At 61.1% G+C, this 18,660-nt stretch carries 15 protein-coding genes and 1 pseudogene; 10 read left to right on the plus strand and 6 right to left on the minus strand.

The window, feature by feature from the left end; all coding sequences use genetic code 11:
* Positions 1 to 59: 59 nt before the first annotated feature.
* The 6 genes and pseudogenes from ACZYTC_RS03360 to ACZYTC_RS03385 all read left to right on the plus strand — a co-directional run bounded on the left by ACZYTC_RS03360 (position 60) and on the right by ACZYTC_RS03385 (position 9,158).
* Positions 60 to 4,709, plus strand: coding sequence for an RHS repeat-associated core domain-containing protein (locus tag ACZYTC_RS03360; protein ID WP_488988900.1), 4,650 nt, complete (start codon positions 60 to 62; stop codon positions 4,707 to 4,709).
* Positions 4,706 to 5,278 (plus strand): hypothetical protein, encoded by a 573-nt coding sequence (locus ACZYTC_RS03365; RefSeq protein ID WP_488988901.1) that lies wholly within the window; start codon positions 4,706 to 4,708, stop codon positions 5,276 to 5,278. The genes ACZYTC_RS03360 and ACZYTC_RS03365 overlap by 4 nt, the downstream gene beginning before the upstream one ends.
* Before the next feature lie 95 nt (positions 5,279 to 5,373).
* Complete coding sequence (locus ACZYTC_RS03370) at positions 5,374 to 6,033, plus strand: transposase (RefSeq protein ID WP_488988902.1); 660 nt, start codon at positions 5,374 to 5,376, stop codon at positions 6,031 to 6,033.
* A 228-nt stretch (positions 6,034 to 6,261) separates the two neighbouring features.
* Positions 6,262 to 6,591 (plus strand): annotated as a pseudogene (locus tag ACZYTC_RS03375) (AHH domain-containing protein); the annotation flags it as partial.
* 7 nt (positions 6,592 to 6,598) lie between these two features.
* Positions 6,599 to 7,159, plus strand: a complete 561-nt coding sequence (locus ACZYTC_RS03380; protein ID WP_488988903.1) for a hypothetical protein — start codon at positions 6,599 to 6,601, stop codon at positions 7,157 to 7,159.
* A 334-nt stretch (positions 7,160 to 7,493) separates the two neighbouring features.
* Positions 7,494 to 9,158 carry a flavin monoamine oxidase family protein gene (locus tag ACZYTC_RS03385; RefSeq protein ID WP_488988904.1) on the plus strand — a complete coding sequence of 555 codons (1,665 nt, stop codon included), beginning with the start codon at positions 7,494 to 7,496 and terminating at the stop codon, positions 9,156 to 9,158.
* 175 nt (positions 9,159 to 9,333) lie between these two features.
* Here the strand turns inward: ACZYTC_RS03385 and ACZYTC_RS03390 are convergent, their stop codons facing one another.
* A complete protein-coding gene (locus tag ACZYTC_RS03390; protein ID WP_488988905.1) occupies positions 9,334 to 10,239 on the minus strand; it encodes a LysR substrate-binding domain-containing protein in 906 nt (301 codons plus the stop codon).
* Positions 10,240 to 10,322: 83 nt separating this feature from the next.
* Here ACZYTC_RS03390 and ACZYTC_RS03395 point away from each other — a divergent pair, with 83 nt between their 5' ends.
* Complete coding sequence (locus tag ACZYTC_RS03395) at positions 10,323 to 10,811, plus strand: DMT family transporter (protein WP_488988906.1); 489 nt, start codon at positions 10,323 to 10,325, stop codon at positions 10,809 to 10,811.
* 17 nt (positions 10,812 to 10,828) lie between these two features.
* Here ACZYTC_RS03395 and ACZYTC_RS03400 read toward each other — a convergent pair whose 3' ends face one another.
* Positions 10,829 to 12,100, minus strand: a complete 1,272-nt coding sequence (locus ACZYTC_RS03400) for a hemolysin family protein (RefSeq protein WP_441772098.1) — start codon at positions 12,098 to 12,100, stop codon at positions 10,829 to 10,831.
* Positions 12,101 to 12,381: 281 nt separating this feature from the next.
* Here ACZYTC_RS03400 and ACZYTC_RS03405 point away from each other — a divergent pair, with 281 nt between their 5' ends.
* Positions 12,382 to 12,516, plus strand: a complete 135-nt coding sequence (locus tag ACZYTC_RS03405) for an EncA/B family entericidin (RefSeq protein ID WP_434957409.1) — start codon at positions 12,382 to 12,384, stop codon at positions 12,514 to 12,516.
* A 1-nt stretch (position 12,517) separates the two neighbouring features.
* Here ACZYTC_RS03405 and ACZYTC_RS03410 read toward each other — a convergent pair whose 3' ends face one another.
* From ACZYTC_RS03410 to hutI, 4 genes are all read right to left on the minus strand, one after another.
* On the minus strand, positions 12,518 to 13,090 hold the full coding sequence (locus ACZYTC_RS03410; RefSeq protein ID WP_488988907.1) for a HutD/Ves family protein: 573 nt from the start codon (positions 13,088 to 13,090) through the stop codon (positions 12,518 to 12,520).
* A gap of 109 nt (positions 13,091 to 13,199) precedes the next feature.
* Positions 13,200 to 14,027, minus strand: coding sequence for an N-formylglutamate deformylase (hutG, locus tag ACZYTC_RS03415; RefSeq protein ID WP_434957407.1), 828 nt, complete (start codon positions 14,025 to 14,027; stop codon positions 13,200 to 13,202).
* Entirely contained in the window at positions 14,024 to 15,571 is a 1,548-nt protein-coding gene (gene hutH / locus ACZYTC_RS03420) for a histidine ammonia-lyase (protein WP_488988908.1), read from the minus strand. The genes hutG and hutH overlap by 4 nt, the downstream gene beginning before the upstream one ends.
* Positions 15,568 to 16,785 (minus strand): imidazolonepropionase, encoded by a 1,218-nt coding sequence (gene hutI / locus ACZYTC_RS03425; RefSeq protein WP_488988909.1) that lies wholly within the window; start codon positions 16,783 to 16,785, stop codon positions 15,568 to 15,570. The genes hutH and hutI overlap by 4 nt, the downstream gene beginning before the upstream one ends.
* 210 nt (positions 16,786 to 16,995) lie before the next feature.
* Between hutI and hutC the strand changes: the two genes are divergently transcribed.
* Both hutC and ACZYTC_RS03435 read left to right on the plus strand, forming a co-directional pair.
* Complete coding sequence (gene hutC / locus ACZYTC_RS03430) at positions 16,996 to 17,733, plus strand: histidine utilization transcriptional repressor HutC (RefSeq protein WP_454815011.1); 738 nt, start codon at positions 16,996 to 16,998, stop codon at positions 17,731 to 17,733.
* A 133-nt stretch (positions 17,734 to 17,866) separates the two neighbouring features.
* Positions 17,867 to 18,655, plus strand: coding sequence for an ABC transporter ATP-binding protein (locus ACZYTC_RS03435; protein ID WP_434957403.1), 789 nt, complete (start codon positions 17,867 to 17,869; stop codon positions 18,653 to 18,655).
* The last annotated feature ends 5 nt before the right edge of the window (positions 18,656 to 18,660 follow it).

Raw genomic sequence — 18,660 nt, forward strand, 5'->3', positions numbered from 1 at the left:
GATCTTATAATTTCATCTAGATCTCGATAAGTATAAATTAATTTATGCATGGGTGCGCCATGGCTGACGATGGTTCTGTTCCTTCTCCGTCTACCAAGACTCCTGCGCCCACGGAAAAATCTCCGTTCGAGGGCAATCTAAAGGTATTGAGGGAGAAGTATAACGTCAGGGCCAGAGAGCGGCAAATTCTTGGACAATGCATTGCTACCAGAGATGCGAATGGAAATGCTCTGTGTCTAGTAGATGCTACCGCTAAAACAACTGTTTTTTCACGAAAATTATCCGATAAAGCGAAGGAGGGAATTGAAAATAACCCATCAGAGTTGGAGCACAAGCAGAAGGCTTTAAACGAAGCGGTAGATACAATAGAGTTTTACAGAAAATTCGGATATGATCATAATTATCCTTCACAAGAAATAGCAAGAAGTATACGCCCTTCCATTGCGAATTATAATAGAATTCAAAATGGTGGCGAGGCTATAACGATGGCCGACACGCCAATGGCCTTTCTGTCGCAGTTCGGATCTACGGTGAAGGATATTGGAAAGGGGACAGCTCAGGGAATTTTTATAGATACTCCTAAGGGGATTTACTATGTTTTTACTCAGCCTGGTGATGTAGCAAAAGCAATAAAAGATACTGCGACGCACCCAGGGGATGCGCTGGAAACAGCTGCTCTCAATGCGGACGAAAGCGCCGCGCAGGGGACCGGCGCTGTAGATTTGGGGCGGATGTATGGGGGGGTCTTAGCAGGGGAAGGTCTTGGGCTAGCCACGAAAACGATGCTGGGAAAGTTCTCCCCTCTCTTGGGCGAACCCGTTTCGGTCGCCACTGGCGAATATCTGGAGACGTGGCGGGATTTTCTAATTCCCGGAACCCTCTCTCTTGACGGCTCGCGCTATATGGGGATGAAGCTGGGCCTACCCACGCGCTATATGGGTCCGCTGGGGCCGTGCCAAATTTCTGTATTTGACGAGATTTTTTCAAATCCGGCGCGCGGTGAGCTGTTGTTTCATAGCGCGGACGGTAAACGGATCGGCTTCGAGAGGCCATTCAGCTTTTTGCCCTCGGTCAATTCAGCCTGTCCGCACCTGGAACTGAAAGCGCCCTGGTTAAAACGGCTTGAGTTGCGCGACGGGCGGCTCACGAAGCATTTCCGCCAATATGGCGACGGCTTCTATCGGCTCGACAAAATCGCGGAGATGAACGGGTTCGAGTTGGTGTTCACCCGGGATGCTGAAACCGGAATGCTGAACCGGGTTGAGGGGCCGGATGGCTTGGCGCTTGCCTTCGAGAATGATGGCAAGGGGCGGCGGCTAGGCATAACGCTGATCGGTGCCGATGGTACGGCGCAGGCGCTTGTCCGCTATGCCTATGATCACAAGGGTCGCATGGTCTCGGCTGACTGCACATTCGGCATGTCGGTGCGTTATGAGTGGCAGGCACGCAGGGACCTGATTGCGCGTTGGCATAACCAAACCCGACGTTCTGAGACGACCTTCACTTACGATGCCGAAGGTCGCGTTATCCATACCGCCACCAACGGCATCTGGAACGATGATCGGTTTCGCTATGACAGTGAGCACCGGCAGACAATTTATCTGCCGGCAGGCGATGAGGCTCGGGCACAGCGATTCGACTATGATGCGCGTGAAAATGTTACCGCGGAGATCGATGCGCTGGGCGGGATAGTGGTGCACCGTTATGACGCCGATGGCTTTCGGATCTCGACAACTGACCCACTGGGGCATGAGACGGTAACACGCTATGATGCTCGCGGACGGGTGAAGGAGACGTTGGACGCCGAAGGCCGAGCGAGTACCTACTTCTGGGGCGATTCTGACGAGTTGTTCATGGTCGCGGATGGTGAGGGCAACAAGAAGCAGTACGAGCATGACGATCATGCCAATGTGATTTGCGAAACGGACGCGGAAGGTCATTCGACTCGCTTCGAGCGCAACGAGCGCGGGCTTCTCACCAAAACGATCTTCGCCGATGGCACTGAGGAAAGTCGGGCCTATGACGGTTATGGCCGCCTTGCTCAGATCCGCGATGCCAAGGGCGGACTGACGCGCTTTGCTTATGACGTCTTCGGTCGCCTTGTCGAACGCGTTAATGCTCTCGGCGGGGTCACCAAGCTTGATTACGAAGCCGGTGCTGGCGGCTTTGCCACCCCGACCCGGCTGACCCGGCCGGATGGCGTGAGTATCGGCCGCCGCTTCGACGCGGAAGGCTCCCTTGCTTCGGTGAGCGACGGCGAAGGGCGCAGCTGGAATTACCGTTTCGGCGCTTTCGAGGTGCTGGAAGCGATTACCGATCCCAAGGGCGGCGAACTCTCCTTTTCCTATGATAGTGAAGGGCGCCTCATTACCGTGACCAATGCGATGGGGCGGGTCTATTCTCTCAACCGCGACGTCGCCGGCCGAGTGGTCGAGGAAGAGGACTTCGACGGACGGGTGGCGCGTTACCGCCACGACGCCGCTGGGCGGGTGATCGAGACGATCAAGCCCGATGGCGGGCGGCTGGTCTATGGCTACGACAAGACCAATAGGGTCACGCGCATCGAAACCTTCGCGCCGAAAGCCAAGCCCGAAGATGCTCCCCAGGATGTGACGCGCTTCTGGTATGATGCGCGGGGCTTGGTGATCAAGGCCGAGAATGGCGCCTCCTTGGTCGAGTATGAGCGAGACAAGAATGGCGCCATCGTCGCCGAGACGATGAACGGACGCCGGGTCGAGGTGAAACTCGACGCGATGGGCCGGCGAACCGAGCGTCGGCTCTCCACGCCCAAGGTCACCAGCCCAGGCGAAAGCTTGGTTGCCTACAGCCGCGATCCACTGGGGCTGATCGAGGGCCTGACCATCGATGGCCACGCGCCGCTCTCCTTTCAGCATGATGCGCTGGGGCGGGAGACACGGCGCTCGAGCCCAGCCGGCTTCCAACTGACGAGCCGGCATGACGCCGTGGGTCAGCTGATCGAGCAGACAGGTGGTGGTGATCCGGCCGAACGTATGCGACAGGCGGCGTTCGGGGAGGCTTCTTCCCGAAGCGCAAGCCCTGCCATCGAGCGCCGCTATCGCTGGGACCGCGCCAACTCGCCGCTTGCCATCCTCGACGGGCTGTGGGGCGAAACCACATACGAATACGACGCCAATGGTCAAGTGGCAGTGACCAAGGCGGGCGAGGGCACCAGCGACGAACTGCGCGAGCGTTTCGAATATGACGCGGCGCGCAATCTCGTCGGCACGGCGGCGGCCGGCGCCGGCAAGCTGCACGGCTTCGGCGAGGCGCTCGGCAAGCTGTCGGCCTGGAGCAACACGCCGGGCGGCGTGGTGCGGATCGCCCGTGGCCCGTTCGGGGAAAGGCTCGCCCTGAGCCATGACGCCTGCGGGCGGGTGACCGAACGCAAGGTCGAGCGCAACGGCTTCCGGCCCAAGGTCTGGCGCTATGAGTGGGATGGGCATGACCGGTTGGTGAAGTGCATTACGCCAGAGGGCGATATCTGGCGCTATGGCTACGACCCGTTCGGGCGGCGGGTGTGGAAGGTGCGGGAACTCACCCAGGCCGAGGCAAGAAGCTATGCAGGCCGCTTTTCAGGGTTGATTGCGGTCGGCCAGGTAACGCCCGACTATGCCAGCAGCCTGTTGCCGCCGCCTTCTGAGCGTCGGGGCGGCCTGCCGGGGCAGTCGGACGATGGTAGGGACAAGCCGCCGATCATTGGCATTGCCTATTCTTGGGATGGAGATGTCATCGCTGAGGAAGCACCCCTACGGCTCGACGGTGCCATCTATTGGCATCGGGCCGTGCGCTGGCACTATGAGCCAAACTCGTTCCGCCCGCTGGCCAAGCAGGAAGCGCCACAGCCAGTTCAGAAGCCAGATGGCGGCTGGGAAGAGGGGCTTGACGCGCTGTTCTATATCATCACCGATCATCTCGGCACACCGCGGGAGATGGTGGATGAGCGCGGTAAGGTGCAGTGGGCGGCGAGCTACACAGCGTGGGGTCTTATACGTGGGCTCAGGGTTGCAGCATCTCAAGCGGCAAACGACGATTATGCGAATACCTGTGTACCCCAAGGCAGCACGGTTCCTCCTGCTTTCGGTAATTTGGTGTTGAAGCCAGTAGCCGAAGATGCATCTCAAGCATGCATCTGCCCAATCCGTTTTCAGGGGCAATGGCAAGACGGGGAAACTGGGTTATTTTATAACCGTCATCGACATTACGACCCGCTGGCTGGCCAATATACCAGCCCCGATCCCATCAGGTTGGATGGCGGTGACAGGCCGCAAGGGTATGTGGATAGCCCCAGCGACTGGGTCGATCCACTTGGTTTGGAGGCATTGACAGCTGCACAGCGACATTATCTCTATGATGGGCCAGGGGGTAGGTGGGGTTCGGCGGCGACCCGAAGACAAAATTTTGATATCGCTAAAGGCTACGATGCCAGAGGGTATCGAGTTCAGGGAGGCGGTTTTGGCCCAGAGGAATACATTCCTCCACCTCCGAGTATTGCGGTTCAAGGCAGTACTAAAGGCGGAACTTATGTAGATATTACGGCAAGTAAGAACGGTCAAACTATAAGGGTGCAAACAGTTGATACATTGGCAGATGGTGTTACACTTACGCCACGAGAATTGGCGAACGCTGCACGTATTAGGGCCGCTTTTCCAAATGATCAACTTATTTTAGTGCCAAAGGTAAAGCCGTGAAACAAGTTCTTTTCTTTTCCACTCAAAGTGACATATATCCAGTGATCAAGTCGCTGGAGAAAGGCTCTGGTATAATATTTGTTAGATCTGGGCATTACGACGTTATTAATCCCCCTACACTATCAAGTGAAGATCTATCAAATGTGGGCATCGCAACAAGTGAGACAGCAAGTACTTCTATATCGTATCTTATTATGCCAAATAGTTCCAAGGTAATTTCTCGCGAATATATAAGCGAAGATCCGACGACGTTTGGGAGGAAACAATGGAGCGTTTATAATGGATTTAATGAAGATTCTGTTGAGATGACGCTTGCCGGAATTTGGGAAGGTAAAGTTCTTCTACCTGGATCTGTAAAAACTATTCACAATACTCCTTTTACGCAAATGATAATGCGAAAATTGGTTTCATTGTTGAAGCAAACACAATTTAAAAAAATACAGTCATGGTGGTTGGGACCTGAAGCACTACAGATGTTACGGGCAGGGAAACGTTTGAGCACAACTGCGGCGCAGTCTCCTCCTGAGTATGATTTACGGCCAGAACATATTCCAGCTGAATTGAAATAGATGCTGTATGAGAATTGCGGGGACAGGTGATTGATTAGATTACGGTGACAGTGCACTCTATTGACGGCACTTAAGTCTGGCCGCATTGTGCTACGATGGCTCGGCTTGCACGCATCGTGGTTCCCGGTCTGCCTTATCATGTCACTCAGCGGGGCAATGGGCGGCAGCGCACCTTCTTTGGTGTCGAGGATTACGCCTTCTACCGCGACTGTCTTGCTGATCATTGCCGGGCTGCCGGCGTCGAGGTGTGGGCCTGGTGTCTGATGCCCAATCACGTGCATCTCATTCTCGTGCCGCCTGATCCGGATGGCCTGCGGCGGGGCTTGGCGCCAACCCATCGTCGCTATGCCGGCCATGTCCATGCGCGTGAGCAACGGACGGGACATTTCTGGCAGGGGCGCTATGGCGCGGTTGCCATGGATGAGGCGCATCTGTTGCACGCGGTGCGCTATGTCAGCCTCAATCCGGTGCGGGCCGGCCTAGTGGAGCGGGCTCAGGACTGGCCCTGGGCCAGCACGCGGGCCCATCTGTTCGGGCAGGAAGACGGCATCACCAGCCTTTCGCCGGTCCGCCAGCGTATCGCCGATTTCTCCGATCTGCTCGACAATGTGGACGAGGCGATGTTCAACCGCATTCGCCGGGCGGAGAGTATCGGACGCCCTCTTGGCGATGCTGCCTTCATCGATCGCATCGCGGTATTGACCGGCCGCGAGGTGAGGCCGGGGAAACGCGGGCCTGAGCCTAAGCAAGGGTAGCTGGTGTTGATCGACTGGACTGGCATAGAATGCACTGTCACCGTAATTCACTGTCACCGTAATTCCGAGACAATCGGCAGGCCCCTTGGCGGGGCGAGGCTTTCATGGATCGGATCGCACGAGCAACGGGACGAGACCCTCGTCCCGGCAAGAGGGGCCTGAAGTCAAGGCACAAACGAGACGAATGATAGTTAATTAAATGCACTGTCACCGTAATTCCAGAGGCATCATATTATTCCTTTTCATATGCAGAATGACCCATTTCTTCGAAGCCTAGGATTTGATATCAATAGTAGGCAAAATATGATGTATTTGCCAAGCAGGGCGTGCAGTGTTAGCGGCGGTGGTACTGCTGGTCAGCGTGGGTCGGCACAGCATCGTGGTTTTGGTGGGCATGTTGATTATAATCAATATATGGATGATAGATTGAACGTACTAAAAAATATGACAAGAAACATGGGGAAGGCGTGTAAGCAACTTGCTCTTCGTGAAATGTTGCTGGAAACCAGAACTATGCTGGGTACAGGCGCCCTTCAGATAGCTAAATGTGAGGAGTAGATGTGGTATGTACTATAGACTCGTAGAGCATAATAAGTATCACCCTTCTGCATATCTGGAGGCAAAAGATGTAAGTGCTTGTGATCAGGCCTTGTGTGAGGGAAAGGCATATGATGGCGATTTTATCGCGGACGCTTTTAATCCGGACGCTTTTTATTTTATAGATTATATTAAATCTTTTTGTGTTTCAGTTTATTCTCATAAATTTGCCGATGCTATGAGGGGGCTCAATGTAAATTGCATAAAATTTAAAAAAACTACTTTATGGTGGGGTGGTGAAAATTTAACCAATATAATTGGTGATGAAGTGCTTGGTTTTTATACGGCTTCTTTAAAAACTTTGGATATAATAGATACGAATGTTAAGCCGATTAAGTATTGGCCTAAATTAAAAAAGTTCAAACATGAAGATTTCGTTATTACAAGGAAGATGCCCGATGATTGTCAAATAGGGGTGGATTTGAAGAAGCCAAATATTATAATATGTAGGAGCGAATTCAAGAAATTATGTGAAGATAGCGGCTTGAAAGTGTCTTTTCGTGAGTTGCCGTGTGAGTTTGGATCTTAACTGTGCCTTTCGGTTGCGATACTTGAATTAGGAAGTCTAATATCTATTATTATTATTGCGATGCATTGCAAGATTAGCGCGCGGTTAGGAATAATTTCCAGATCTGGTTGTGCAGCGAAAATGGTCCACACTCTCCGTCCGCAACCGTGGGGCGGTTCATAGAAAGTGACGGCTGGGTATTTTTTTTACGCCGTCGCGTTGGCTCTGGAAGTGCCTTTCGACCAAGGGGCAGTTTGAACCCCCCTCCCCAAATCACCCCACTTCCCCTATTCCCCTGCCTCGCGCATGATGGCGTGCGCTTTCCGGCGCCCATCATGCCAGCAGGGAAACAACCATGCCGAACCACCCTTCCGATGCCATCAGCGCCTTCGGGCCGGATTTCCCGTTTGCCTATGACGCGTGGCTGGCCCATCCGGCCGGGCTCGGTGCGGTGCCGGCCGACAAGCATGGCAAGCGTGTTGCCATCATCGGGGCGGGCGCGGCCGGGCTGGTAGCCGGCTATGAGCTGATGCGCCTGGGCCTCAGGCCGGTTCTCTATGAATCGGCACGGCTCGGCGGGCGGCTGCGCTCGCAGCGCTTCGAAGGCACGGATGGCATCATCGCCGAACTCGGCGGCATGCGCTTTCCGATCTCCTCTCGCGGCTTCTATCATTATGTCGACCTGCTCGGGCTGGAGACGCGGGACTTTCCCAATCCGCTCACGCCGGCAGCCGGCTCCACCGTGATCGATCTGGAGGGCGAGACCCTCTATGCCCGCACGCTGGACGATTTGCCGCCGCTCTACCGGGAGGTCGCTGACGCCTATCACCAGGCGCTGGAGGAAGGGGCCCAGTTCTCGGCCCTGCAGGCGGCGATGCGCGCGCGCGACGCCAAACGCATCAAGGAGATCTGGGATCCGATCGTGCGCGATTGGGACGAGCGCACCTTCTATGATTTCGTGGTGTCCTCCGAGGCTTTCCGCAAGCTCTCCTTCCGCCACCGCGAAGTGTTCGGGCAGGTGGGCTTCGGCACCGGCGGCTGGGATTCGGATTTCCCCAATTCGATGCTGGAGATCCTGCGCGTCAATCTCGGCGCCTTCGACGACGAGCAGCGTCATGTGGTCGGCGGGGTCGAGCAGGTGGCGCAGGGCATCTGGTCCAAGGCGCCGGAGAAGCTCGCGCATTGGCCCGCCGGCACCACGTTGGCCGGGCTCAATGCCGGCGCTACCAGGGGGCGCGCGCAGGCGATCGCGCATAACGGCAAGGGCGGCTTTACGGTGACGGACCAGTGGGGCAATCGCGAGGATTACGAGGCGGTGGTGGTCACCTGCCAGAGCCATCTGCTGACCACCTCCATCGCCGCCGAGGAGAGCCTGTTCGACCAGAAGCTGTGGATGGCGCTCGACCGCACCCGCTACATGCAGGCGGCCAAGACCTTCATCATGGTGGATCGTCCGTTCTGGAAGGACAAGGATCCGGCCACCGGCCGCGACGTGTTGTCGATGACGCTGACCGACCGCATCACCCGCGGCACCTATCTGTTCGACAATGGCGACGACAGGCCGGGCGTGATCTGCCTGTCCTATTCCTGGATGACGGATGCCTTGAAGGTGCTGCCGCTCTCGGCCGAGCGGCGGGTGGAGCTCGCCCTTTCGGCGCTCGGCAAGATCTATCCCGGGCTCGACATCGCCAGCCACATCATCGGTTCGCCGATCTGCGTGAGTTGGGAGGCGGACGAGAACTTCCTCGGCGCCTTCAAGGGCGCGCTGCCGGGGCATTATCGCTACAACCACCGCATGTACGGCCATTTCATGCAAGGGGACCTGCCGGAGAGCCAGCGCGGCATCTTCATGGCCGGGGACGGCGTGAGCTGGACGCCGGCCTGGGTCGAGGGCGCGGTGCAGACGGCGCTCAACGCGGTCTGGGGCGTGATGACCCATCTCGGCGGCCACTCGCCGGCCGAAAATCCCGGTCCCGGCGATCTCTATCCCACGCTCAAACCGGTCGATCTTGGGGATTGAGGAGAGGGGCGCCGACAGCCGAGTTGTCATCCCTGGCGAGCCACGCAGTGACGAGGGAAGGGCATCCAGTAGCAGACGCATCGCTGTTAGCCCCTCGATCCCCTTTCCACGGCCTTTGGTCGTGCCGGGGATGACAGATCCAAGCTGCCGGCTCCAACGGGCGGCCTCCTTTACGTCAGTCCGCCCGGAAAAATCCAGCGATGCGCTGGCGCAGCCATTGATGGGCGGGATCGCCCCGGCGGCGCGGGTGCCAGATCTGGGTGAACGGCACGGCCGGCAGGGCGAACGGTGGTTCGAACAGGCGAAGGCCGTCAGCCTCGATCGCCGGCGGCAGGATGCTGCGTGCCACGGTGAGGACGATGTCCGTGCCGGCGATCAGGCGCGGAGCCATGCCCCAATGCGGCAGGGTGAGGCAGATCCGGCGCTTGTGGCCGAGAATGGCAAGGGCGCGGTCGATCTCATTCTCGACATCGGCGCGCAGCGCCACCAGGGCATGCGGGCGGGCAAGATAGGAAGCGAGATCGAGCCTGTCGTTGGCTGACAGAGCCGCTGCATCGGCGAGGCAGATGTAGCGGTCTTCGAAGAGCAGGTCATGGGCCAGTCGCTCGCCGAGATCGGGAAACACGCCGAAGGCAAGGTCGATTTCGCCATCGAGAATCTGGGCCGCCATCGCCTCCCGGCTCGCCTGGGTGACGAGGAGGTCGCAGTGGGGCGCTTCGGTGCGCAGCAGCGGTACGAGTCTGGGTAGCAGTACGGCGGCGCCATAGTCCGACATCGCCAGCCGGAAGGTGCGCCTCTCGCTCGAAGGATCGAAGCCGGCGGGGGCCAGCAGATCGCGCATGCGGTCGAGCGCCTCGCCGAGATGGGGCTGGATCTGGAGCGCCCGCGCCGTCGGTTTGAGGCTGCCGCCCTGGCGCGTCAGCAGGGGATCGTCCAGCAGCAAGCGCAGCCGCGCCAAGGCATGGCTGACGGCCGGCTGGCTCTTGTTCAGGCGCAGGGCCGCGCGAGAGACGTGGCGCTCGGCCAGCAAAGCCTCGAGCACGGTGAGAAGGTTGAGATCGACGCCGGCAAGATTATTCATTGCGTGCATAGTACGGATATGAAATCGGAATTTCCATCCGATTTCGGCATGGCATAGCTTTTCCGCGATTGAAGGAGACTGCCATGACCAATCCCACCTCGCTCGTTCTGCTGCTGCCGGCTTTGGTGGCGGGCGCGGTCGTACCGTTTCAGGCCGGCGCCAATGCCACGCTTGGCCGCCTGCTCGGCCATCCGCTCTGGGCGACGTTGGTTTCGCTGGCGGTGAGCATCGTGGTGATCCTGCCGGTGATGGCGGCCTTTCGTGTCTCGGCCCCCACCATCGAGGCGGCGTCGAAAGGGCCGTGGTGGATCTGGACGGGCGGTCTTGCCGGCGTGATCTACATCACCGCCGCGCTCCTGTTGGCGCCCCGGCTCGGCGCCGCCAATTTCATGGTGGCGGTGATCGCCGGGCAGATGATCGCCTCGCTGGCGATCGATCATTTCGGCCTGATGGGCTTTGCGGCAAAGCCGGTCAATCCGGCGCGCCTCGCCGGTGTCCTGCTCATCGTCGGCGGCATGGTGGTGACGCAATGGGCCAATGCCGCCTCGGCTGCGACGGTCTCGGCCCGCTGAGGGGGCCCTGAGCTAGCTCAGGCTTCCTTCGACACCAGGATCTTGTCGATGCGCCTGCCATCGAGGTCCACAACCTCGAAGCGCCAGCCGTCGCGCACGAAGCTCTCGCCCGTTTGCGGCAGGCGGTTGAGCTCGGCCAGGATGAAGCCGGCCGCGGTTTCATAGTCGCCGCGCTCGATCGGCATCGACAGGGTCTCGGCCAGTTCGTCGGCCTGCATCCAGCCCGATACCAGATAGGAGCCGTCCGAGCGCATGGTGATGGCCGGTTCGTCCCCATCGTCGTCCTGGAAGGCGCCGGCAATGGCCTCCAGCACGTCATTGGCGGTGATGACGCCCTCGAAATGACCGTATTCGTCGAAGACCAGCGCCATGTGGGCCTTGGAGGAGCGCAGCGACGGCAGCATGCTGAGCGCCTCATTGGTGTCCATCACGATGGGGGCCGCCTCGATATGATCGCGTACATTGAGGGCCCGGCCGTCGAGCTGGGATTGGAACAGGTCCTTGACGGTGACGACGCCGATGATGTTGTCGTCCTCGCCGTCCTGTACGGGCAGGCGGGAGCGGGCGGTGGCACGCAATTGCGCCATGATCGTCTTGGCGGAGTCGGAGAGGTCGATCACCTCGACTTCGCGCCGCGGCGTCATCAGCGAGCGGGCGCTGCGATCCCCCAGGCGCATCACGCCGGAGATCATGTCACGCTCGGCCGTTTCGAGCACGCCGGCGCTCTCGGCCTCCCTGAGAATGGTGCGCACTTCCTCTTCCGTGACCTTTTCCTCCGACTTGCTGTTCTGGCCGAGCAGCGTCAGCACGGTCCGGCCGGAAATGTCGAGCAGCCAGACCAGCGGCGCTCCGCATTTCGACAAGAGCCGCATGGCTGGCGCCACGCGCGCCGCCACCCGCTCGGGGTCGCGCAAGGCGATCTGCTTGGGCACGAGTTCGCCGATGATCAGCGACAGATAAGTGATCGCCACCACCACGAGGCCGACGCCGAGCGTATCGGCAGCGTTGACGGACAAGCCTTGGGCCTGCAGCCAGCCGGCAAGACGCGCGCCGAGCGTGGCTCCCGAAAAGGCGCCGGAGAGCACGCCGACCAGCGTGATGCCGATCTGCACGGAGGACAGGAAGCGGCCGGGATTTTCAAGCAATTCCAACGCTGCCGCAGCGCCTCGCTTGCGGTCGGCGAGCGCACGCAGCCTGGCAGGGCGGGAGGAGACAATCGCGAGTTCCGACATGGCGAGGACGCCGTTGAGAAGCGTCAGGAAGACGATGATGGCGATGTCGAGGAACAAGGTGCCTTTGAGGGGTTGCGGGCCCGCGACGAATGTCGGACCGCTTCGAGGGGCGGAGCATAGCGGTATCGGCCAGCGTGGGATAGGGGGAGAGGGCGGCCCGGCTGGGAACGACGGCTGCCGCCGGCTCGGTCGGCCACGCGAGTCTGCCGGCTCCATCAAGTAGAAGATTTATATTCCCTTCGGGAAGCTAAAGTCCGGCTGTGCAAACAGAACGAATATGGCATAACGAGTCGCGTGTTGTTGCCACTTTCGGCACGGCCAATTGAGGGATCGAACCGATGTCAAAAATTTCCTTCGCGATCATTGCTCTCGTGGTGTCCGCGCTCACCCTGAGCGCCTGCGCCAACACGGTCACCGGTGTCGGCCGGGACGTGAAGTCGACTGGCCGCGCCGTCAAGCACGCGGTGCAATGAGCTAAAGTGCTTTGCGCATCAGCGTAACCAGCAAAACGGGCAGCGCTCCTTCGATGCTGCCCGCATCATTTGCCTCGAAGATGACGACGTCGCCAAAGGCGCATTCGATCGTCGTCCTATCGTGCCGGATAGAGCCGGCACCGAGCGCCACCACCAATCGCAGGTCGCCTTGCGGCAGCGCCAAGCGGCCAGCGGCAAGGTCGTGCCGGGTCACCTGATGGCCAAACCGTCCTCGCCGGGTCATCACGTTGAAGTCGCGGATGGGCCCTTCGGCCAGGCTGGCCGAAACCGGTACGTCGCCGGGAAAGGATAGGGGCGCGGAGGCCGCCGTGAGCGTCACCATCCCTCGCCCCTCGACGGTCATGACCAGGCCTTCACCCTCGATCACGGTCAAAGTGCGGTCGATCCCGGGAAACAGGGAGAAGGGGCCGTCGCTGGCCACCTCCGCCACCGACAGGCGCCAGTCGAAATCGTCGAACCCGGCGCCTTCCGGCGAAACCGCGATCTCCGTCGTGGTGCCTCCGCCATTCTTCCATGGCTTGGGGGTGAGGTCGGCGAAACGGATCAGCTTCATGGCGGGGTTCCGGTGTGCCGATCTTCTCAGCTCCATCGATACATCGATGAAGCGAGGTCGGCATGAACGCAATATGAGTCAGATGCCGGTCCGAAGACCGGCACTCCAACTATTTCAGCGCCCGGGCGAAGACCAGGCAGGCATTGAGGATGCTGCCGAGCGTCTCGCGCAAGGGCTGGGCATAGGCGGCATCGAAGGCAACAGGCCAACCGGCTTCGCTGACCGGGCCGAGTGGCTCGTCGATATAGGAGCGGCAGGCGAGTTCCATCTGCACGGCGTGCACGCCCTTGTCCGGCTGGCCGAGGCTGCGCGTGATGAAGCCGCCCTTGAAGCGCCCGTTCATCACGGTCTCGCGCCCGCTGGAGCGGCAGAGCGCTTCGATGGTCTCGGCCAGGGCAGGATGGCAGGTCGTGCCACCATTGGTGCCGATGTTGAACTCAGGCAGCGTACCCTCGAACAGCCGCGGAATGACCGAGCGGATTGAGTGGCAGTCATAGACGACGAGATTGCGATGGCGCCCCTTCAGCCTGGCGACCTCGTCGGCCAGGGCCTGATGGTAGGGATCGAACCAGGTGGCGCGCCGCTCGGCCACCTCGGCCGCGCCGGGCGCTTCGCCGTCCTTATAAAGCGGCTCACCGTCGAAGCTGGTGGTCGGGCAGAGCTCCGTGGTGGCCTGTCCGGGATAGAGCGAGACGCCGGAGGGATCGCGGTTGACGTCGATGACCGTGCGCGACATGGGCGTACGGATGACCGTGGCGTCGAGCCCGACGGCGAAGTCGTAAAGCGTCTCGATCCACCAGTCGGTGTCCTTGCGGGCCAGCCAGGGCGAGACCAGCCGCGCTTCGAGCGCGGCCGGGATCTCAGTGCCGGTATGCGGCAGGGAGACCAGCAATGGTGCCTGTCCCTGCCGGATCTCGAGCCAGTCGGGCCGGCTCATGCCGTGCCCTCCACCACGCTGGCCAGTGTCTTCAGGCCGGCGGCCTTCTGCGCCGCGCCGTTCCAGATCAGGGCCGTGGCGGCGGCGATGTCGGGGGCGAAGTGACGGTCGTCGGAAAGATGCGGCACTTCGGCCCGCAGCGTCGAGCGGGCCCGCTCCAGCGCCTCGCTTGACGTCAGCGGGGCATGGAAGTCACAGCCCTGCACGGCGGCGAGATATTCGATGCCGATGACATTGGCGGTGTTGCGGCTCATCTCCAGGAGACGGCGGGCGCCATGGGCGGCCATGGAGACGTGGTCCTCCTGGTTGGCCGAGGTCGGAATCGAGTCGACGCTGGCCGGGAAGGCCCTCTGCTTGTTCTCCGAGACCAGCGCGGCAGCGGTGACCTGCGGGATCATGAAGCCGGAGTTGAGGCCTGGCTTGGGCGTGAGGAAGGCCGGCATGCCGGAGAGAGCCGGGTCGACCAGCATGGCGATGCGCCGCTCGCTGATGGAGCCGATCTCGCACAGCGCCATGGCGATCATGTCGGCGGCGAAGGCGACGGGCTCGGCGTGGAAGTTGCCGCCCGAGATCACCTCGCCCGTATCGGTGAAGACCAGCGGATTGTCGGTGACGCCGTTGGCCTCGATCGCCAGCGTCGTGGCGGCCTGGCGCAGCAGATCGAGACAGGCGCCCATCACCTGGGGCTGGCAGCGCAGGCAATAGGGATCCTGCACGCGCTCGTCGCCGGTGAGATGGGAGGCGCGGATGGAGCTGCCTGCCATCAAAGCGCGCAGCGTATCGGCGACCTCGGCCTGGCCGCGATGGCCGCGGACCTTGTGGATGCGCGGATCGAAGGGGCCGTCCGAGCCACGGGCCGCGTCGGTCGAGAGCGCACCGGTCACCAGCGCGCCCTGGAAGACGCGCTCGGCCTGGAACAGGCCGGTCAGCGCCAGGCCGGTGGAAACCTGCGTGCCGTTGAGGAGGGCAAGGCCTTCCTTCGGGCCGAGGACGAGCGGCGACAGCCCGACGCGCTTGAGCGCTTCGGTGGCCTCGACCTTCTCGCCCTTCACGAAGAAGGCGCCGACGCCGGTGAGCGCCGCAGTCATATGGGAAAGCGGTGCAAGATCGCCCGAGGCGCCGACGGAACCCTGGCCAGGTACGACGGGGATCAGATCCCTGGCAAGACAGTCACGCAGCATGGTGATGGTCGACCATTGCACGCCCGAGGAACCCTGGGCGAGGCTGCCGAGCTTGAGAGCTATGATCAGGCGCACGACCTCGACCGGCAGGGGCTCGCCGACGCCGGCGGCATGGGAGAGCACGATGTTGCGCTGGAGGATGGCAAGATCGGCATTCTCGATGCGCACGCTCGCCAGCTTGCCGAAGCCGGTGTTGATGCCATAGACCGGCTCGCCCTTGGCGATGATGTCGGCGACGGCCTTGGCGCTGGCTTCGACCAGCGGGCGACAGCCTTCGTCCAGGGTGACGGCTGCGCCTTCATAGATGGCCCGCCACTGTGCGAGCGAGACACTGCCGGGACGCAGCAAAACGGGGTTGGTCACTGGCCTCTCCAGATGCGTTGATGTAGCGGATTGAAACCTAGGCGGTAGACGAGTTCAGCCGGGCGCTCGATATCCCAGATGGCGAGATCGCATTGTTTGCCGGCTTCGAGCGTGCCGATATCCCCGGCCTTGCCGAGCGCCTTGGCGGCATTGCGGGTCACGCCGGCGATGCATTCGTCGACGGTCATGCGGAACAAGGTGGCGGCCATGTTCATGGTTGTCAGCAGCGAGGTCAGCGGCGAGGTGCCGGGATTGCAGTCCGTCGCCACGGCCATCGGCACCTTGTGAGCCCTGAACAAAGCGATGGGCGGTTGCTTGGTCTCGCGAATGAAATAGTAGGCACCGGGCAGGATCACGGCCACCGTGCCGGCCGCATGCATGGCCGCGGCACCTTCCTCGTCGGCATATTCGAGATGGTCGGCCGAAAGGGCGCCGTAATCGGCCGCGAGTTTGGCACCATGAAGGTTGGAGAGCTGGTCGGCATGCAGCTTGACCGGCAGGCCCGCCTTCCTGGCTGCATCGAAGACCTTGCTTATATGTTCGGGCAGGAAGGCGATGCCTTCGCAAAAGCCGTCCACGGCATCGGCGAGCCCTTCGACAGCCACGGCCGGCAGCATCTCCCGGCAGACGAGGTCGATATAGGCGTCCTTGTCGCCCTTGGCCTCGACGGGCAGGGCGTGGGCGCCAAGGAAGGTGGTTGAAACATTGACCTTGCGCACTTCGCCGAGCTTGCGGGCCGCACGCAGCATGGCGAGTTCGGTGCGGGTCTCCAGGCCATAGCCCGATTTCACCTCGACCGTGGTGACGCCCTCGGCGATCAGGTGGTCGAGGCGGGGCAGGGCGCTGGCGAGAAGCTGGTCGTCGCTGGCGGCGCGCGTCGCATTGACCGAGGAAACGATGCCACCGCCGGCCCGGGCGATCTCTTCATAGCTGGCACCCTTGAGGCGCAGCTCGAATTCATGGGCGCGGTCGCCGCCGAAGACGAGATGGGTATGGCAATCGATCAGGCCGGGCGTGATCCAGCGCCCTTCGAGGTCGACAGTCCAGGCCTCGTCGCGCATGGTGGCGGGCACGTCGCTCTCGGGACCGGCGAAGACGATGCGCTCGCCCTCGGCAAGCACGGCCCCCCGCTCGACGATGCCGAGGTCATCCCCGACCAGGGTTGCCAGGCGCGCATTGCGCCACAAACGGAGCCCATGGCTGTTTGTCGACATCGATTTCTCCACCCTGCTATTATGCGGGAACATGTATAGACATATTAATTGACGCGCAAGTGGAATGATGAAAGTTTAATGCCGATTGGCTTGACCGGGAAAGCAGAACTTGGTGAGGGAAGCGGCGATGGCTAAGCAGGCGGAGTTCTTCGAGATCGTCGAGATTGCGCCGCCCGTCCGGATTGGCCCATATGGCTGGGGGAGCCTATCATGAACAACACCGCCTCCCTCGAGCTGGATGCCAAGGCGCAGACGTTGCATCAGCGCATCCTCGGCGATATCGAGCGTCGCATCGTTTCGGGCGAATGGCCGCCCGGCTATCGCATCCCGTTCGAGACCGAGCTGACCGAGATCTATGGCTGCTCGCGCATGACAGTGAACAAGGTGCTAACACAGCTTGCCGCCGCCGGGCTGATCGAGCGCCGGCGCAAGGCAGGCAGTTTCGTGGCGCAGCCGCGCAGCGAGGCAGCCGTGCTCGCCATTCACGGCATCGAGGCGGAGGTGACCGCGCTTGGACTGCCCTATCGCTTCGAATTGATGCAGCGTCGCCAACGGCGGCCTACCCCGGCGGAGCGCCTGACATTCGCGCTGGAAAGTGCGCGGCCGTTGCTGGCGTTGACCTGCCGTCATTTCGCCGGCGACAGCCCGTTCTGCCTGGAGGAACGCCTGATCGATCTCGAGGCGGTGCCGCAGGCCGGTGAAACCGACTTTACCAAGGAGCCGCCCGGCGTGTGGCTCTTGGGCCATGTGCCCTGGACGGTGGCCGAACATCACATCAAGGCAGCGGCGGCACGCGGGGAGGAAGCGGCCTTGCTGAAGCTGGAGCCTGGCAGCGCCTGCCTGGTGGTGGAGCGGCGCACCTGGCGCGGCGACCAGTTCGTCACGGCGGTTCGCTTCACCTACCCGGGCGATCGCCATCAATTGGTTGCGCGTTTCTCGCCATCCTGAGAATGGTGCTGCTGCTTCCGGCAAACCCGCTTCCGGGGGCTGGCCGTTACTCGCCATCGGGGTATAGAGTTTGCGCAAAGCCGACTCGTAGGACCAATCCGGGAGGACCGCAGATGACAAGGGCCGAGGCCGCATGAGCGCAGCGCAAGCCGTTGCGCTGAAGGGCGTTTCGATTTCATTCGCGACCAGGGATTCCCGTTTCGATGCCGTTGATGCCGTTGACCTTGTGGTGGGCGATCACGAGTTCGTCGCCATCGTCGGGCCTACAGGCTGCGGCAAGTCCACGCTGCTCAATGCCACGGCCGGGCTGCTGACCCCGGTGGCCGGAACGGTCGAGGTCTTCGGCAAGCCGCTCAAGGGCTTGAACGGGCAGGCCGGCTATCTCTTCCAGCAGGAATCGCTGATGCCCTGGAAGACCGTCCTGCAGAATGTCGCCATTGGCCTGGAAGTTGCAGGCACGCCGTCCGAAAAGGCGAGGAAGGCGGCGCAGAGCTGGCTGGAGCGGGTCGGTCTCGCCCGTTTTGGCGATCGTTATCCGCGCATGCTGTCCGGCGGGCAGCGCAAGCGCGTCGGGCTGGCGCAGGTGCTCATCCGCAATCCCAAGCTGCTGCTCATGGACGAGCCCTTCGGGCCGCTCGATGCGCAGACCCGTCTGGTCATGGGCGATCTGCTCCTGAAGCTCTGGTCCGAAGACCGCAAGGCGGTGATGTTCGTTACCCACGACCTCGACGAGGCAATCGCACTGGCCGATCGCATCGTCATCATGTCGGCCGGCCCGAAGGCGCGCATCATCGGGGATTTCGCCGTGCCACTGCCCCGGCCTCGCGCCATCGCGGAAATTCGCCACGATCCCGCTTTCATCCGCCTGCATCGCGACATCTGGGATGCCCTGCGCGACGAGGTGATGAAGGCCTACAGCTAGTTCGC

It is taken from the genome of Labrys sp. F242, assembly GCF_057813875.1.

Coding starts and splice junctions, on each gene's coding strand:
- ACZYTC_RS03360 (WP_488988900.1), top strand. CDS start 60: ATGGCTGACGATGGTTCTGTTCCTTCTCCGTCTACCAAGACTCCTGCG.
- ACZYTC_RS03370 (WP_488988902.1), top strand. CDS start 5,374: ATGGCTCGGCTTGCACGCATCGTGGTTCCCGGTCTGCCTTATCATGTC.
- ACZYTC_RS03380 (WP_488988903.1), top strand. CDS start 6,599: ATGTACTATAGACTCGTAGAGCATAATAAGTATCACCCTTCTGCATAT.
- ACZYTC_RS03385 (WP_488988904.1), top strand. CDS start 7,494: ATGCCGAACCACCCTTCCGATGCCATCAGCGCCTTCGGGCCGGATTTC.
- ACZYTC_RS03390 (WP_488988905.1), bottom strand. CDS start 10,239: ATGAATAATCTTGCCGGCGTCGATCTCAACCTTCTCACCGTGCTCGAG.
- ACZYTC_RS03395 (WP_488988906.1), top strand. CDS start 10,323: ATGACCAATCCCACCTCGCTCGTTCTGCTGCTGCCGGCTTTGGTGGCG.
- ACZYTC_RS03405 (WP_434957409.1), top strand. CDS start 12,382: ATGTCAAAAATTTCCTTCGCGATCATTGCTCTCGTGGTGTCCGCGCTC.
- ACZYTC_RS03410 (WP_488988907.1), bottom strand. CDS start 13,090: ATGAAGCTGATCCGTTTCGCCGACCTCACCCCCAAGCCATGGAAGAAT.
- hutG (WP_434957407.1), bottom strand. CDS start 14,027: ATGAGCCGGCCCGACTGGCTCGAGATCCGGCAGGGACAGGCACCATTG.
- hutI (WP_488988909.1), bottom strand. CDS start 16,785: ATGTCGACAAACAGCCATGGGCTCCGTTTGTGGCGCAATGCGCGCCTG.
- hutC (WP_454815011.1), top strand. CDS start 16,996: ATGAACAACACCGCCTCCCTCGAGCTGGATGCCAAGGCGCAGACGTTG.
- ACZYTC_RS03435 (WP_434957403.1), top strand. CDS start 17,867: ATGAGCGCAGCGCAAGCCGTTGCGCTGAAGGGCGTTTCGATTTCATTC.